Source organism: Caulobacter sp. HMWF025, assembly GCF_003060965.1.
In the GTDB taxonomy this organism is placed as follows: Bacteria; Pseudomonadota; Alphaproteobacteria; order Caulobacterales; family Caulobacteraceae; genus Caulobacter.
This window is the reverse complement of the sequence record NZ_QAII01000088.1, coordinates 1-15941: the sequence shown is the minus strand read 5'-3', so window position 1 is coordinate 15941 and position 15941 is coordinate 1. Positions and strand designations below refer to the sequence as shown.

The window sequence follows — 15941 nt, the reverse complement described above, 5'->3', positions numbered from 1 at the left end:
ATGGTCGGGTGCCTCGGCGTGACGGTGGTCGCGCTCTTGCTGGAGCGCGTGCTGCGTCTGCTGGACGCCCTGTCGCAGAGCAGCGCCCGGTTCGACTATGTGACCCAGCTGGCCGCCAACCTTGTCCCGCACTATTTGGGCCTGGCCCTGCCGGTGGCCTTTTTCGTGGCCCTGTTCATCGTCATCACCAAGCTGTCGGACGGCTCCGAGATCGACGCCCTGCTGGCCAGCGGCCAGTCCCTGACCCGCATCGTGGTGCCCTTCGTCTGTCTCGGCCTGGTCCTGACGGCCTTCAGTGTCGCCCTGTTCGGCTACAGCCAGCCCTACAGCCGCTATGCCTATCGCTCGGTCATGCACGCGGCCGTCAATGCCGGCTGGAACGGCAAGCTGTCCGGCGGAGCCTTCATCGACGAGGACAACCTGCTGATGACGGCCGACTCGGCCGACGCGACCGGCCAGAAGCTGACCCGGGTCTTTATCCGCCGGCTCGATGATCACGGCCGCGAGGAAGTGATCACCGCCGCCACGGCCGATCTCAGCCCGTCAGCGACAGCCGACAAGGTCACCCTGCTGCTCCGCACCGGCCAGAGGGTGGCGGCCGATGGAAATGGTGGCTGGCGGACCCTGGCCTTCGACCGTTTCGCCACGGAAATGCCCCTGGCCGGCGCGGCCACCCTGCTCCGCGCCCGCGGCGGCGACGAGCGCGAGCTCACGCTCGGCGAACTGGCCCGCTATGCCGAACGGGGTCACACCACCCTGCCCGAGGCCACCCTGCTGGCCGAGCTCTATGGCCGACTGGCCCGCGCCGCCTTCCTGCCGTTCCTGCCGCTGTTGGCCTTTCCGCTCGGCCTCGCCGCCAAGCGCGGCAACCGCACACCGGGCCTGATCGTGGCCGGGGTGCTGCTGCTGGCCTTCCAGCACAGCCTGCTCCTGGGCCAGAGTCTGGCTGAGGCGGGCAAGGCCCCGGCGGCGCTCGCCATCTGGGGTCCGTTCAGCCTGTTCACCGGCTTCAGCGTGTGGATGTTCATGGGCAGCCGGAATCGGCCGGGCGAAACCCCTGTCAGCCGTGTCATCCATGCCTTCGGCGACCGGATCAAGCGGGTCACGCGCCTCGTCACCCCGACCCGCAAGGTGGCGGCATGAGGCTGCAGTTCTACGTCCTCAAGGTCACCGCGACCCGCATCCTCGGCGCGGCCGCCGTGCTGATGGGCATCCTGCAGGTCCTCGACCTGCTGGAGGTGACAACCGACATCCTCGACCGCGGCCTCGGCGTCGCAGGCGTCTTTTACTATGCGGCCCTGCGGGCCCCGCGCCTCGTCGAGCAGATCGCCCCGATCAGCGTGCTGGCCGGCGGTCTGTTTGCCTTCTCGCAACTGGCCCGCGAGAGCGCGATCATCGCCATGCGGGCGGCCGGGATCTCGGCCTATCGCATCCTGGCCATGGCGGCACCGGCCGCAGTGGCGATGATGCTGCTGGACTTCACCTGCGCCCAGGTGATCGCGCCCCGCACCGACCCGATCCTCGACGCCTGGTGGCGCGCCAGCACCCCCGCCGCCGAACGCAAGGAGACGGGCCCGCGCAGCTTCCGGGTCGGGGATGATCTGGTCGTCGCGGCGGCCAGTGCGCCGGACGGCCGCAGCCTGTCGGGCGTCAAGATCTACCGCCGCGACCCTGCCGGCCGACTGGTCGAACGCATCGAGGCTCCCCGCGCCACCCTGGGCGGCACCGACTGGCAGCTCAGCCGAGCCGTCTCGACCCGCTTCGAGGGCGAGGTCGCGCGGTCGGTGACCAGCGGCGGCATGACCTGGACCTCGGCCCTGCGCCCGAGGGACGTGCAGGCCCTGTTCTCCGAGAATCCTACCCCGTCGGCCGCCACCGCCCGGCGGGCCCTGCTCAAGGGCGGCACCGACCGACCGGCCAGCTATTATGAGACCCGGCTGCTGAGTGCCTTTGCCGGGCCGTTCGGGGCGTTGGTCATGCTGCTGCTGAGTGCGCCGGTGGCCCTGGCCAATTTCCGCAGCCGCCAGGGCGCGGTACTGCTGACGGGTGGCCTTGCCGCCGGCCTGGTCTTCCTCGTCGTCGACGGCCTGCTGTCGGCGCTCGGCGAAAGTGGTGCGATCTCACCGATCCTGGCCGTCTGGGGCGGTCCGGTCATCTTCGGGTCCCTGGCCCTCTATGCGCTTGTGACCCTGGAGGGCTGATGCCGCGCGATACCCAAGCCCTGAAGATCATCCCGGTCACCACGCGCAAGCATCTTGCCCGCTTCATCCGGCTGGCCGCGCGGCTCAATGCCCGCGATCCCAACTGGATCACGCCGCTGACCATGGAGCGCACTGAGGCCCTGACGCCGAAGAGCAATCCGTTCTTCGACCACGCCGAGGTGCAGCTGTGGCTGGCGGTGCGCGGCGGCCGGGATGTCGGCCGGATCAGCGCCCAGATCGACGCCCTGGCCCCACAGGCTCCGGGCCGCAAGACCGGCAGCTTTGGCCTGATCGCCGCCGAGGACGATGCCGCCATCTTCCAGGCCCTGCTGGCCACCGCCGAAGACTGGCTGCGGGCCCGGGGCTGCGACACCGCCCAGGGACCGTTCAACCTGTCGGTCAATGAAGAGGTCGGCCTGCTGGTCGACGGCTTCGACACCCCGCCCATGGTGATGATGGGCCACGACCCGGCCTATGCCGGCAAGCGGGTCGAGGAGCAGGGCTATGCCAAGGTCAAGGACGTCTATGCCTATGTCTGCGACCCGACCGCCGACCTGCCCGAGATCGTGGTGCGCCGTGTGCGACGGGGCTTGCCGGCGGGCGTGACCCTGCGCGAGGTCAACATGGACCGCTATGAGGAAGAGGTCGCCTCGCTGACCGAGATCCTCAATGACGCCTGGGCGGGTAACTGGGGCTTTACCCCGACGACCGAGGCCGAAACCCGGCACCTGGCCAAGGCGCTGAAGCCGGTGATCGAAAAGAAGATGACCCTGTTTGCCGATATCGACGGCGAGCCGGCCGGGTTCATCGTGCTGCTGCCCAACATCAATGAAGCCATCCACGATCTGGGCGGCCGCCTGCTGCCGTTCGGCTGGGCCAAACTCCTCTGGCGCCTGAAGGTCAGGGGCCTGAAGTCGGCCCGGGTGCCGCTGATGGGGGTCAAGCGCAAGTTCGCCGACACCATGCGCGGCCAGCTCCTGCCGTTCCACCTGATGAACGCCGGGCGGACCGCAGCCCTAAGCCTCGGCTACGAGCGCTTCGAGTTCTCGTGGATCCTCGAGGAAAACCTGCCGATGCGGCGGATCTCCGAGGCCATGGGCGCGACCATCTACAAGACCTATCGCCTCTACGAGAAGGCGCTGTGAGCGAGGCAGAACCCGGGTTTCAGGCCCTTGTGCTGGCAGGCTCGCGGGGCGGCATCGACCCCGTCGCCGCCTATGCCGGGGTCAGCCACAAGGGGCTGATCGAACTGGGCGGCCAGACCCTGTTGACGCGGGTGCTGGGCGCGCTGGACAAGGCCGGAGCGACGCGGATCGGCGTCTCGACCTCTGATGTCGCGATCATCGATGCCCTGGCCGGTCACGCGACGGCCACACCCCTGCCCGCCGCCGGCGGGCCCAGCCAGAGCGTCCACGATGCCGCCAGCCTGATGGGCACGCCGCTGCTGGTGACTACGGTCGATCACGCCCTGCTTCAGGCGGACTGGATCACAGAGTTCCTGGCCAGGGCTCCGGCCGACGCCGATATCGCCGTCCTGATGGCCCCGGAGGCCGTCGTTCGTGCGGCCGCGCCAGAGACAAAGCGAACTTACTGGCGCTTCAAGGACGGCGGCTATTCGGGCTGCAACCTCTTCCTGCTGAAGACCGAGACCGCCCTGAACGCCGTGGCCTTCTGGCGCAAGGCCGAGGCCCTGCGCAAACAGCCCTGGCGCATCGCCGCCCTGCTGGGGCCGGTCATGCTGATCCGCTACGTTCTGGGCCTGATGACCATCGACGAGACGCTGGAGCGTCTGGGCCGGGCCGCCGGCGTCAGGGCCGCCGTCGTGCGCTCGTCCTACGGCCTGGCCGCGGTGGATGTGGACAAGCCGTCGGACCTCGATCTGGTCCGGACAATCGTCGAGCGCTGAACCTGTCGTTCCCAGGGAGGACCCCGTGACTGACCTGCCCCAACTGCACTCCGCCGCCGCCAGAAGCCTGTCGACCTGGCATGACATGGTCGCCAGCGGCGACCTCACCGACCTGCGGTCCATCGTCCATCCTGACGCGACGTTCCGCTCGCCGGTGGCCTTCAAGCCCTACAAGAGCGCCGATGCCGTAGTGCTGGCGCTGAGTACGGTCCTGACCGTCTTCACCGACTTCGCCTATCACCGCCAGGCCACGACCGACGACGGGCTGAATGTCGTGCTCGAGTTCAGCGCCAGGGTCGGCGACAAGGCGGTCAAGGGCATCGACTTCGTCCGCTTCGACGAAGCCGGCCAGATCGTCGATTTCGAGGTCATGATGCGGCCGCTGAACGGCGTCCAGGCCCTCGCCGAGGAAATGGGCAAGCGCCTGGGCGGGATCATTCCGGCCTACAAATAGGCCGGAGCGACCTTACGCCTCGACCCGTTCCGCCGTCCACAAAGCTGCCAGCTCGCGGTTGCGCGGCAGGTCTTCGGGGAAGTCCATCTCGGCCCAGTCCAGACCCTGGATCGACTGGACGCGGACCACGTCGTGGTCCTGGGCAATCTGGTTGATGACGCTGAGATACCAGCGCTTGAGGCCTTCGGGCGTGCGCATGATCTGGTCGATCACACGGGTGAACAGGGCCGCGCCCTCGGCATTGAAGCGCAGGAACCCGATCGACTCGGCGTCATAGGCCTCGATGGTCTTGCCGATGGCCCGCAAGGCATCGCCGTCGGTCAACACCTTCATGTCGTCGGCGTCGTAGCCGGGCTTGCGGTCGATGGTCACGATGATCGCGGCCGAGGGGGCGGCGATCAGGCGCTCTGCGATGGCCGGTTCAAACAGGGTGTCGCCGTTCAGCAGCAGGAAGTCGCCGACCATCTCGCCCCGCGCCAGCCAGCAGGTGGCCAGGTTGTCGGTCAGGCCGAAGAACGGGTTGAACAGGGTCCGTACCGTCAGGCCGGGCAGGTCCAGGCCCGCGATCTCGGCCTCGACCGTCTCGGCCGCAAAGCCGGTAACCACGACCGCTTCGGTGATCCCGGCCGCCCGCAGGTGACGCAGTTGCCAGTGCAGGACGCTGCGGCCCGACAGCTCGACCAGGCACTTGGGGCGGGTATCGGTCAGGGGCGACAGGCGCTTGCCCTGGCCGGCACTGAGGATGATGGCTTTGGTCGGTAACGCCACGTCGGCTCGTTTCACGTCTGGCCGCACGGGTCGGCGTCTGAATCAGGAAGCAACCCTACAGGATGGGCCCGTCGCCATATAGCCCGCAGCGGCAATCCCGACCGTCATCGCTCGCGCCTCTCACTGGCCGGAGGTCACCGCCACGGCCGCTTCGTTGAGCGGGGCCGCATCACCCCGCGCCTTCCGCTCGCTGTAGCGGTCAACCAGATAGCCGGCATGGCCCCGGGTCAGCACGGTGAACTTGACCAGTTCCTCCATCACGTCGACCACCCGGTCGTAGTAGGCCGACGGTTTCATGCGGTCGTTGTCGTCAAACTCCTTCCAGGCCATGGCCACGGACGACTGGTTGGGAATGGTGATCATCCGCATCCAGCGCCCCAGCAGGCGCAGGGTGTTGACGGCATTGAACGATTGCGAGCCGCCGCTGACCTGCATCACCGCCAGGGTCCGGCCCTGGGTGGGGCGCACACTGCCGATCTCCAGCGGGATCCAGTCGATCTGGCTCTTGATCACCCCGGTGATGGCTCCGTGGCGTTCGGGGCTGCACCAGACCTGGCCCTCGGACCATAGCGACAGGGCCCGCAGTTCCTGCACCTTGGGGTGGCTGGCATCCTCGGCATCCGGCAGGGGCAGGCCCCGTGGGTCAAAGATCCTGGTCTCGGCCCCCAGGCGCTGCAGGATGCGGGCGGCCTCCTCGACCAGCAGCCGGCTGAACGAACGCTCCCGAAGGGATCCATACAGCAGCAGGATTCGCGGCGGATGGCCGAACGGGACAGGCTCCAGTCGGGCCTGGTCGGGCTGCTGCAGATAGGCGGCATCGAGGGCGGGGAAATCGGTCACGGGCGCTCCAGGTCGGCAGGCGCGGAAAACCCGTCTTCCCGCCGTCATATATTTCGACTATCCTCGAAATATGGAAATGACAACCGCCGTTGCAAGCCTCTCGGCCCTGGCCCATGCCGGACGCCTGTCGGCCTTCCGGATGCTGGTCCAGGCCGGCGCTGACGGCCTGCCGGCCGGCGAGATCGCGCGGCGGCTGGACATGCCGCCCAGCACCCTGTCCAGCCATCTGGCGATCCTCGACCATGCCGGCCTGACCCGCTCGCGCCGCGACGGCCGCTCGATCATCTACACCGCTGACTATGGCACCATGCAGGGGCTGCTGGGCTTCCTGCTGGAAGACTGCTGCGGCGGTGCCCCCGAAATCTGCGCGCCGTTTATCCGCGCCACAGACGCCCTGGCCTGTTGCCCGTCATGACCTATTCCCTGACCCGTCGCCTCGTGGCCGAGGGACTCGGCAGCGCCCTGCTCCTGGCCGTGGTGGTCGGGTCCGGCGTGATGGGCGAGCGCCTGTCGGCCGGAAACGACGCCATCGCCCTGCTGGGCAATACCCTGTCGACCGGGGCCGCTCTCGTCGTGCTGATCAGCGTGCTGGGCCCCATCAGTGGCGCACACTTCAATCCGGTCGTGACCCTGGTGATGGCCGCCCGCCGCGCCCTGTCACCCGGCGCAGCGGTACTATATGTCTGTATACAGACAATTGGAGCCGTGCTCGGGGTGATGCTGGCCCATGCCATGTTCGGCGAGCCCCTGATACAGGTCTCCGAAAAGCTGCGCGAAGGACCGGCCCAGACCCTGTCGGAAGCTGTCGCAACCTTTGGCCTTGTAGCCACCATCCTCGGGGTCTCGCGGTTCCGCCCGGACTTCACTCCCATGGCCGTCGGGCTCTACATCACGGCCGCCTACTGGTTCACCGCCTCGACGTCCTTCGCCAATCCGGCCGTCACCCTGGCGCGCAGCCTGACCGATACCTTCGCCGGGATCGCACCGGCGTCCGTGCCCGGTTTCCTGCTGGGTCAGGCGGTCGGCGCTATCCTGGCCGCCCTCTTCATCCCCTGGCTTCTGACCGAGACCCCCGCCCATGACCGTACCTGAGTTTCCCGTCACCATCTTCCACAACCCGGCCTGCGGCACCTCACGCAACACCGTGGCCATGGTTCGTGAGGCCGGCTATGCGCCGGAGGTCGTCGAGTATCTGAAGGCCGGCTGGACGGCGTCGCAACTGCTTGACCTGTCGGCCCGGAGCGGCCTGTCCCTGCGCGAGATGATGCGCGACAAGGGCACGCCGGCCGCCGAGCTGGGCCTGCTGGATCCGGCCACGCCTGCCGAAGCCATCCTGGCGGCCATGGTCGAGCATCCGATCCTTGTGAACCGTCCGCTGGTCATAACGCCGAAGGGCGTGGCGCTCTGCCGCCCGTCAGAGAAGGTCCTGGCCCTGCTCGATCGTCAGATCGAGCAGTTCACCAAGGAAGACGGCGAGATCGTGATTGTGGCCAGGATCGGGGCTCCCGGCAGATCTTGATCCGTAGGCGGATTGCCGACAGGCCTGGGCGTCACTACATCCTGACGAAACGCCACCGAACGCGCTGCCATCCGGCGCGTTCCTTCGTCAGACGCAACAGAACCCGGACCGCCTCACATGAACAAGCTCCTTGGCGCCGCCGCCGCCGTCGGCCTGCTGGCCTGCGCCGATAACGCCTATGCCGCCCGCGACTACGTCTGGGCCGCCGGATCCTCGACCGTCTTTCCGTTCTCGACCCGCGTGGCCGAGAACTACGCCAAGAAGACCGGCAAGAAGTCGCCCAAGATCGAAAGCCTCGGCACCGGCGGCGGCATCAAGATGTTCTGCGGCGGCATGGGCGAGAAGTATCCCGACATCGCCAACGCCTCGCGCCCGATGAAGAAGTCCGAATTCGAAGCCTGCAAGAAGGCCGGCGTGAAGGACATCGTCGAGATCAAGATCGGCTTCGACGGCATCGTCGTGGCCATGGACAAGAAGTCCCCCGACTTCAATTTCAAGCTCGAGCACCTGTATCTCGGCTTTGCCGACCAGACCGTACGCGGCGGCCAGCTGGGCAAGAACACCTTCAAGACCTGGGCTGAGGTCGCGCCGGGCCTGCCCAAGAGCCGCATCCTTGCCTACGGCCCACCGCCCACCTCGGGGACGCGCGATGCCTGGATCGAGCTGGCGATTGAAGGCGGGGCTGCCAAGCTGCCCCAGCTGGCCGCAATGAAGGCCAGTGACGAGAAGGCCTTCAAGGCCAAGGTCTCGCCCATGCGTTCGGACGGCGGCTGGATCGATGCCGGTGAGAACGACAACGCCATCGTCGGCACGATCGAAAAGACCCCCAATGCCCTGGGCGTGTTCGGCTATTCGTTCCTTGAGGAGAACGGCAACCGGATCAAGGCCGCCAGCATCAACGGGGTCAAGCCGACCGCCCAGACGATCGCCAGCGGGGCCTATCCGATTTCCCGTTCCCTCTACATCTACGTGAAAAAGAACCAGGTCGGTGTGACGCCGGGCCTCAAGGAATTCGTCACCGAGTTCACCTCGGACGCCGCCACCGGCCGGGGCGGTTACCTGCAGGGCCGGGGCCTGATCCCGCTGTCGCCCAAGCTGCACACCGACAACAAGGCCAAGGCCCAGTCCCTGCCCGCCATGCCGGCCCCGAAGTCCTGATCCTTGTGCCCTGACCGCTGACAGGCCGACGGCCCCGGGATCGCTCCCGGGGCCGTTTTCTGTTGCGGCTGCAACCGTGAAAGCCTCAGCGATCGGTCGGCGGGTCCGGCTCCGCGCGGGAGGTCATGCCCGCCGCGGCGGCATCTTCAGCGACCTGCGGATCCAGCGGAGCGGACCGTGCCGGCACGGCCGGGACAACGGTCGGGGCTGCAACCGGAGCCTCCTCGCGAGCCGGAGTCGGCGCGGTCACCGGAGCCGGTACCTCGGATGTTGCGGCCGCATCATCGGCGGCCGTCCGGAGCTCCGGAGCCTCTTCCTCATAGTCCGGCAGCGAGGACGAGACGAACAGGATGGCCCCGAAGGTCGCCAGGACCCCGGCGACAAAGCCCAGCACGATCCAGCCGAAGGGATTGCTGCGATGCTCCTGGGCCATGGAGAGCTCCCTACCCTCGCGGGCCTAAGATCCTTGCCAGCGCCGAACCGGGCCGACATCGACATGTACGAACCGGGTCTCGGGATAGTACCCGACCCCGCCCCGCCCGATATCCAGTGCGGCAGCACGGAGTCGGTCGAGCGCGACGTCCTCCAGATAGATGTCCATGGCCTTGCCGTCCATGTGGAGGCTGCGCTTTGCAACCTCGCCGCTCCGCTCGGCCAGCAGGGCATTGGTAGCCGGAGAGCGGTAGCCCGAAACGACCTGGAAGGCCTCGCGGCTGCCCGTCTTGGCCGAAAGCTCGCCCAGCAGGTCGAACAGGCCGACATTCATCGGTGCCACATCACCGGTCCGGTAGTCCCGCAGCACATGGTTCAGGGCTTCCACGGCATCCGGGACATAGGTTCCGTTTTCCCAATAGACCGCTTCCAGCTTCTCGGCGGTGTGCAGGTTGTAGAGCGACAGCACCCGGGGCGGGGCCGTGATCACCTGCGACTGGTCAATCAGGTCGCCGATCAGGTCCGGCTGGAGGTTTGCGGCAACCGTCGCTGGCCCGTCGGGGAGGGTCTGGGCCATCGATGAGGGACCGGCAAGGCCGGCCACCAGGACACCCAGTCCACACTGCAAAAGCCTGCGCCGTTCGATCACTACGCTATTCCTCGAGCCGGTGAGATGCCGAAGACACCTCACACGGGCCACAAGGTCAAGCGGAGCCGGACGCCCCTGCGGCGATACGCTGCACAAGGACGCGATCCCAGCCATACGGGTCATCCCGGAAGTTGACCTGTCCGTCCGGGGTCACATAGGCGGTCCAGTAGAGCAGGAAGACCGCGATCGGCACTTTCAGCGAGGCCCGCACGGTCTTGCCGGCCGCGATGGTCTGGTCGATGACCTCGGGGGTCCAGACCGGATCACCGGCGAAGACGGCATGGGCCAGTTCGCCCGGCTTTTCGAGACGAACGCAGCCATGACTGGCCAGCCGGCTGAAGCTGGCGAACTTGGCGCGGCTGGGCGTGTCATGCAGATAGACGCCATACGGGTTCGCGAAGTCGAACTTCACCAGGCCCAGGGCCGCCTTGGGGCCGGCCTTCTGCTGCAGGCGCGCGCCGCCATCCGGCGTGTTGATGATGATGAAGTCGTTGCGCGCCAGATAGCCCGGGCTGGCCTTTTCCTTCGGCCACAGCTCCTTGGCGGCAATTGACGAGGGCACGTTCCAGGGCGGATTGAGCACCACGCTGTGGATCCGCGACTGCAGCATCGGGGTCTCGTCCCCCGGCCGGCCGGTGACGGCCCGCATGGTCAGGGTCGGGGTATCGGCCTGGAACAGCGACAGCACCGCCGCAGCGATATTCACTTGGATGCGGTCGGCCGGCAGGGTCTGGGGCAGCCAGCGCCAGCGTTCCATATTGGCCAGGATCTGGTCGATCCGCAGCGAGACCGGTGTGTCGAGCGCCGCGAGCGTACGCGGCCCGAGCACCGCATCCGGCAGAAGCCCGAACCGCTTCTGGGCCCGCTTGACCGCCAGTTGCAGGGCCTCGTCCAACACCGCCGGCCCCTGCAGGGAGACCGCGGGGTCTTCAGCTGAGAGGCGCGTGCGCAGGGCCTCGACCCGGGCACCGGTGTCGCCCAGCTTCAGTTCGGGCCCGACGGGCAAGGCCGTCCAGCCGCCGCGCTCCGCAATCGCACGATAGGTGGTCAGGCCCCGGCGCAGGGTCTGGTAGCCGGTATAGGGCGGCGGCAGGCTGTCGATCCAAGGCCCGAGGCGGTCCTCGGTGATCGCCTGGACAAACTCCGGCGCGGGATCGTAGGCCGCCGGTCTCAGACCCCATTCGGGATCAAATTCACTGTCGGGCAGCCGTCCGGCACGGACGGCCTGGGCAAAGCCGAGGGTCAGCGCCACCAGCTGCGCCTGACCGGTCTGGCGGGCGGTGGCGTCGCGCGATCCCATCAGGGCGATGGCGGCTTCCGGCGCAAAGGCCTCAAGCTCGAAGCCATGGGTATGGGCCGTGTCGAGCGTCCGGCGCAGCAGCTCGACCTGGTCCGGGCGCAGCGTAACGCCATAGGGGTTGACCGGAACGGGGGGCACGATCCCTGGCGACTGCAGGGGACGCAGGGCCGGCGGAGACGGGCTCTGCGTCTGCGCCTGCGCGGCCGTGGCTCCGGCCAGCCATACGGCCCCGGTCGAGAGCATCCAGGATCGTCTGGTAAAGCCGGTCACGGTCTTGGAATCTCGTCATCAAAACTTGCACGCGGAAGCGCCGCGCCACGCCAGATGGCCGGTTGAGCCACGGATCGTCAACGCGCGGATGGCGAAGAAGGTCGAGCTTGATCGCCTGGCGACGCGATTTTCGAAAACCCGGAACCGGGAAGCCACACCAGCGGTTTGCCTCAGGATCGCAGGCCGGTCTCCGGTCGCCCCCGGCCCGGGAGACCATGTGCCCCAAACCCTCGACCTCTTTCCCATCGGCAATTGCGCCGTTAGCGCCCTGATCGACCGTGCCGGCTGCTTTGTCTGGGGCTGCGCGCCCCGGGTGGACTCCGATCCGGTGTTCAGCGCCCTGCTGGATGACGCGGCCCCTTCGGCAGCAGAGGCCAAGGGCCTTTGGGACATCGTGGTCGAAGGTGCGGTCTCGGTCGAGCAGGCCTATCTGCGCAACACCCCGATCCTGCGGACCGAGATCACAGACGCCGATGGGGCCCGCATCGAGATCCTCGATTTCGCGCCCCGCTATCGCCAGCACGGGCGGGTATTCCGACCGACCGCGTTCGTACGGCTGGTCCGCCCGCTCGCGGGAACCGCCCGGGTAACCCTGCGCCTGCGTCCGACAAGCCAGTGGGGCGCAAGGCGGGCCGAGATGACCTCGGGCTCCAACCATATCCGCTACCTGTGCGCCGACGTGACCCTGCGCCTGACCACCGACTGCCCGGTCTCGCATGTGCTGGAGGAACGGGCCTTCCGGCTGGAGCAGCCGATCGCCCTCTTTCTCGGCCCTGATGAGGGCTTCGATGCCGAGGTCGGGCCGACCTGCGAGCGCATGCTGCGCCAGACGACCGCCTACTGGATGACCTGGGTCCGCAGCCTGGCGGTGCCTCTCGACTGGCAGTCGGCGGTGATCCGGGCGGCCATCACCCTGAAGCTCTGCGTACACGAAGAGACCGGTGCGATCGTGGCGGCCCTGACCACCTCGATCCCCGAACATGCCGACAGCGGCCGCAACTGGGACTATCGCTACTGCTGGCTGCGGGATGCCTACTATGTGGTCCAGGCCCTGAACCGGCTGGGCGCGGTGGATATTCTCGAGGACTATCTCGGCTATCTGCGCAACATCGTCGACCGCGCAGCCGGCGGCCATATCCAGCCCCTGTTCGGCGTCGGCTATGAACCGCAACTGACCGAGCGCCTTGCGCCTGAACTGCCCGGATACCGGGGCATGGGTCCGGTTCGGATCGGCAACCAGGCCTTCGAGCACCAGCAGCACGACGTCTATGGCCAGATCGTGCTGTCGACCACCCAGGCCTTCTTCGACGAACGCCTGCTAAGGCTGGCCACGGTCGCCGATTTCGAAGCCCTCGAGCCGGTGGGCGAACGCGCCTTTCAACTGCACGACAAGCCGGATGCCAGCCTGTGGGAGTTTCGGGGACGGGCCAACGTCCATACCTACTCGGCCGTCATGTGCTGGGCGGCCTGCGACCGGCTCGGCAATGCCGCCCTGAAGCTGGGCCTGTCCGAAAGGGCCGGCTTCTGGAACAGCCGCGCGGCCGGTATGCGGGCGACGATCGACGCCGAAGCCTGGAACAGCAGGCTGGGCCGCTTCGCCGCAACCTTCGGCGGCGACGAGCTGGATGCCAGCCTCCTGCAACTGGTTGATCTCCGCTACCTGCAGGCCGACGACCCGCGCAACGTCGCCACCGTTGCGGCGGTCGAGAAGGGCCTGCGCAAGGGCTCCTACCTGCTACGCTACGCCATTCCCGATGACTTCGGCGAGCCCAAGACCGCCTTCAACATCTGCACCTTCTGGCTGATCGAGGCCATGTACCTTGAAGGACGGGTCGATGAGGCCCGAGCGCTGTTCGAGGACATGCTGGCCCGGCGGACGGCTGCCGGCCTGCTCTCCGAAGACATCAGCTTCGCCGACGGCGAGCTCTGGGGGAACTACCCCCAGACCTATTCGCTGGTCGGCCTGATCAATTGCGCCGTGCTGCTCAGCCGCCCATGGACCTCGGTCCGGTAAGCCCGCCGGGATCGTTCCGGCGATCCCGGCGTTGCCGCTTGATGGTCGAGTTGAATGAGGGGCGAAAAGACATGAACGCCTTGAGAGCCGCCGTTGCCTCCGGACCGGAGACCCTGCCGCCGCCGCCACCGACCCTCCCGCATCCCTGCGCCCTCTTCCTGGATCTCGATGGGACGCTTGCCCCATTCCAGGCGACGCCCTGCGCGGTGGGGCCAGAAGCGCGCCGTCAGGCCCTGCTGTCGAGGCTGGCCGCTGACCTTGACGGTCGGGTCGCGGTGGTCAGTGGACGGGACCTGCAGGACATCGACCGGATCCTGGCCGGCGGGGTCACCCCGGTGGCTGCGGTACACGGTCTGGTGCGCCGCGATGCCTCGGGCCGGGTCTCGGCCCTTCCCGCCCATGACGGGCTGGGTCAGGCGCGCGAGACCCTGAAGGCGCTTTCCCGCTGTGAACGCGGCCTGCTGTTCGAGGACAAGACGCTGAGCGTCGCCCTGCACTACCGCAACGTGCCCGAGGCCGCCGAGGCTGTCGTCGAGGCCTCGGAACGCCTGGCCCGCGTGACCGGGCTGGTCCTGCAACTGGGCGACATGGTCGCCGAGCTTCGCACGCCTGGCCGCGACAAGGGCCAGGCCGTCGCCGCCTTCCTGCAGGAGCATCCCTTCGCCGGGACCACGCCGGTCTTTGTGGGGGATGACCTCACCGACGAAGACGGTTTTGCAACCGCCACCCGGCTGGGCGGGTTTGGCGTCCTGGTCGGTCCGCCGCGCCCGACCCTGGCCCGCTACCGGCTTGAGGATGTCGAGTCCGTCCTGGCCTGGCTGGAGGGCGCGGCCCCGCGCACAGCCGGATGAGCCGGCTGATCGTCGTTTCAAACCGGGTCAATCCACCTCCGGCACCGGACCAGACCGACGGCGAAGGCAGTGTGGGTGGACTGGCCATGGCCCTCGCCGCAGCGCTGCGCGAGTATTCCGGAGTCTGGTTCGGCTGGAGCGGCAAGACCACGCCGACCTTCACGGGCCAGCTGTCGATGCAGCGCGTCAATGGCGTCACGACGGCGACGGTCGATCTCGAGGACGGCGATTATCAGGAGTACTACAACGGCTATGCCAACAAGACGCTCTGGCCCCTCTTTCACTACCGCGTCGACCTGACCGCCTATGACCGCTCGTTCGGCGAAGGCTATGACCGGGTCAACAAGCGGTTTGCCGAGACCCTGCTCCCCCTGATCGAACCCGACGACGTGATCTGGGTGCACGACTACCACCTGATCCCGATGGCCCGGGAGCTGCGGCGGATGGGCGTGACCAACCGCATCGGCTTTTTCCTGCACATTCCCTGGCCCGCGCACCAGCTGGTGGTCACCCTGCCGCGCCATCGCCCCCTGGTGGAGGCGATGTTCGACTATGATCTGATCGGCTTCCAGACCGAAGAAAACCGTCATGCCTTCGAGGGCTATGTGACCACGGAGGTCGGTGGATCGGCCGGTCCCGGCCAGATCCTGTCGGCCTTCGGCAAGACCACCCGGGCCGCCGTTTTTCCGATCGGGATCGACGCCGCAGACTTTGCCCGGATTACCGACAGCCCCCGGGCCCGCAAGGTCTATGACCGGATGCTGGCCCACAGCGTGTTTCGCAAGATGGTCGTGGGCGTCGACCGTCTCGACTATTCCAAGGGCCTGGAAGAACGCCTGGTCGGCTTCGAGCGCTTCCTGCACGACAATCCCGACCAGCGCAGCCAGGTGATGCTGCTACAGATCGCGCCGATCTCGCGCGACGAGGTCGAGGCCTACCAGGATCTGCGGTCCCGTCTGGACGGACTGATCGGCCGCATCAACGGCGCTTATGCCGAGATGGACTTCACGCCCATTCGCTACGTCAATCGCTCCTATCGCCGCGACGAACTGGCCGGGGTCTATCGCGCGGCCCGGGTGGGGCTCGTGACCCCCCTGCGCGACGGCATGAACCTCGTGGCCAAGGAATATGTCGCGGCCCAAGATCCGAATGATCCCGGAGTGCTGATCCTGTCGCGCTTCGCCGGTGCCGCCCGCCAGCTGACCGAGGCCCTGATCATCAACCCCAACAGCCCCGAGGAGATCTCGGACGCCCTGAGCCGGGCCCTGTCCATGGGCCCGGGCGAGCGGAGGCAGCGCTGGGATTCGCTCAATCACACAGTCCAGAAGCAGGACGTGACCTCCTGGCGCGACGAGTTCGTCCAGGCCCTGACCCACCCCGCCGCCGCCGCCCCAGTCGCGGCCAGCAAGGGCGTGCGGATTGCGTCCGTCCGCTAGAGCCGGCCGCTGCGCTCCGGACTGAAGAACACCAGGCTAAGCCGTCCGTTTAACACTCGAATCGAACCCGATCCGGGCCCGGCTTGCGCCACCTCAAGCCGGATCGACAAAGCCTGGTGTAGAACCGGACGACAGCGCTTCGC

17 protein-coding genes are annotated in these 15941 nt (G+C 67.6%); 12 read left to right on the top strand and 5 right to left on the bottom strand.

What is annotated here, in order from left to right:
• The 5 genes from DBR10_RS10420 to DBR10_RS10400 are packed head-to-tail and all read left to right on the top strand — an operon-like array spanning nucleotide 1 to nucleotide 4561.
• Entirely contained in the window at nucleotides 1-1143 is a 1143-nt protein-coding gene (locus DBR10_RS10420; protein ID WP_233243365.1) for an LptF/LptG family permease, read from the top strand.
• The gene (locus tag DBR10_RS10415) at nucleotides 1140-2201 is read left to right on the top strand and encodes an LptF/LptG family permease (protein ID WP_108504986.1); all 1062 of its coding nucleotides are present in this window, start codon (nucleotides 1140-1142) and stop codon (nucleotides 2199-2201) included. Before DBR10_RS10420 ends, DBR10_RS10415 begins: the two co-directional genes overlap by 4 nt.
• Nucleotides 2201-3346, top strand: a complete 1146-nt coding sequence (locus DBR10_RS10410; protein ID WP_108556319.1) for a dATP pyrophosphohydrolase — start codon at nucleotides 2201-2203, stop codon at nucleotides 3344-3346. The genes DBR10_RS10415 and DBR10_RS10410 overlap by 1 nt, the downstream gene beginning before the upstream one ends.
• Nucleotides 3343-4107, top strand: coding sequence for a nucleotidyltransferase family protein (locus DBR10_RS10405; protein WP_108504987.1), 765 nt, complete (start codon nucleotides 3343-3345; stop codon nucleotides 4105-4107). Before DBR10_RS10410 ends, DBR10_RS10405 begins: the two co-directional genes overlap by 4 nt.
• Nucleotides 4108-4132: 25 nt before the next feature.
• Nucleotides 4133-4561 carry a nuclear transport factor 2 family protein gene (locus DBR10_RS10400; protein ID WP_108504988.1) on the top strand — a complete coding sequence of 143 codons (429 nt, stop codon included), beginning with the start codon at nucleotides 4133-4135 and terminating at the stop codon, nucleotides 4559-4561.
• 12 nt (nucleotides 4562-4573) lie between these two features.
• Here the strand turns inward: DBR10_RS10400 and DBR10_RS10395 are convergent, their stop codons facing one another.
• Together DBR10_RS10395 and arsH are read right to left on the bottom strand one after the other, a co-directional pair.
• A complete protein-coding gene (locus tag DBR10_RS10395) occupies nucleotides 4574-5329 on the bottom strand; it encodes a phosphocholine cytidylyltransferase family protein (protein ID WP_108504989.1) in 756 nt (251 codons plus the stop codon).
• 120 nt (nucleotides 5330-5449) lie between these two features.
• The gene (arsH, locus tag DBR10_RS10390; RefSeq protein WP_108504990.1) at nucleotides 5450-6169 is read right to left on the bottom strand and encodes an arsenical resistance protein ArsH; all 720 of its coding nucleotides are present in this window, start codon (nucleotides 6167-6169) and stop codon (nucleotides 5450-5452) included.
• A gap of 70 nt (nucleotides 6170-6239) precedes the next feature.
• Here arsH and DBR10_RS10385 point away from each other — a divergent pair, with 70 nt between their 5' ends.
• The 4 genes from DBR10_RS10385 to DBR10_RS10370 all read left to right on the top strand — a co-directional run bounded on the left by DBR10_RS10385 (nucleotide 6240) and on the right by DBR10_RS10370 (nucleotide 8846).
• Nucleotides 6240-6584, top strand: a complete 345-nt coding sequence (locus DBR10_RS10385) for an ArsR/SmtB family transcription factor (protein ID WP_108504991.1) — start codon at nucleotides 6240-6242, stop codon at nucleotides 6582-6584.
• Complete coding sequence (locus DBR10_RS10380) at nucleotides 6581-7261, top strand: MIP/aquaporin family protein (RefSeq protein ID WP_108504992.1); 681 nt, start codon at nucleotides 6581-6583, stop codon at nucleotides 7259-7261. Before DBR10_RS10385 ends, DBR10_RS10380 begins: the two co-directional genes overlap by 4 nt.
• Entirely contained in the window at nucleotides 7248-7688 is a 441-nt protein-coding gene (arsC, locus tag DBR10_RS10375; protein WP_108490041.1) for an arsenate reductase (glutaredoxin), read from the top strand. The genes DBR10_RS10380 and arsC overlap by 14 nt, the downstream gene beginning before the upstream one ends.
• A gap of 117 nt (nucleotides 7689-7805) precedes the next feature.
• Nucleotides 7806-8846, top strand: a complete 1041-nt coding sequence (locus DBR10_RS10370) for a substrate-binding domain-containing protein (protein ID WP_108490042.1) — start codon at nucleotides 7806-7808, stop codon at nucleotides 8844-8846.
• 85 nt (nucleotides 8847-8931) lie between these two features.
• Here the strand turns inward: DBR10_RS10370 and DBR10_RS10365 are convergent, their stop codons facing one another.
• From DBR10_RS10365 to DBR10_RS10355, 3 genes are read right to left on the bottom strand one after another with little or no spacing between them, the layout of a single operon-like run.
• A complete protein-coding gene (locus DBR10_RS10365; RefSeq protein ID WP_108504993.1) occupies nucleotides 8932-9279 on the bottom strand; it encodes a hypothetical protein in 348 nt (115 codons plus the stop codon).
• A gap of 24 nt (nucleotides 9280-9303) precedes the next feature.
• Nucleotides 9304-9927 carry a DUF882 domain-containing protein gene (locus DBR10_RS10360; RefSeq protein WP_335582554.1) on the bottom strand — a complete coding sequence of 208 codons (624 nt, stop codon included), beginning with the start codon at nucleotides 9925-9927 and terminating at the stop codon, nucleotides 9304-9306.
• Nucleotides 9928-9982: 55 nt separating this feature from the next.
• The gene (locus DBR10_RS10355; protein ID WP_108504336.1) at nucleotides 9983-11470 is read right to left on the bottom strand and encodes a L,D-transpeptidase family protein; all 1488 of its coding nucleotides are present in this window, start codon (nucleotides 11468-11470) and stop codon (nucleotides 9983-9985) included.
• Nucleotides 11471-11714: 244 nt separating this feature from the next.
• Between DBR10_RS10355 and DBR10_RS10350 the strand changes: the two genes are divergently transcribed.
• The 3 genes from DBR10_RS10350 to DBR10_RS10340 all read left to right on the top strand — a co-directional run bounded on the left by DBR10_RS10350 (nucleotide 11715) and on the right by DBR10_RS10340 (nucleotide 15798).
• Nucleotides 11715-13511: a glycoside hydrolase family 15 protein gene (locus DBR10_RS10350; protein WP_108504335.1), complete on the top strand. Its 1797-nt coding sequence runs from the start codon at nucleotides 11715-11717 to the stop codon at nucleotides 13509-13511.
• Nucleotides 13512-13582: 71 nt separating this feature from the next.
• On the top strand, nucleotides 13583-14362 hold the full coding sequence (gene otsB / locus DBR10_RS10345; protein ID WP_108504334.1) for a trehalose-phosphatase: 780 nt from the start codon (nucleotides 13583-13585) through the stop codon (nucleotides 14360-14362).
• On the top strand, nucleotides 14359-15798 hold the full coding sequence (locus DBR10_RS10340; protein WP_108556318.1) for an alpha,alpha-trehalose-phosphate synthase (UDP-forming): 1440 nt from the start codon (nucleotides 14359-14361) through the stop codon (nucleotides 15796-15798). Before otsB ends, DBR10_RS10340 begins: the two co-directional genes overlap by 4 nt.
• Nucleotides 15799-15941 lie beyond the last annotated feature (143 nt).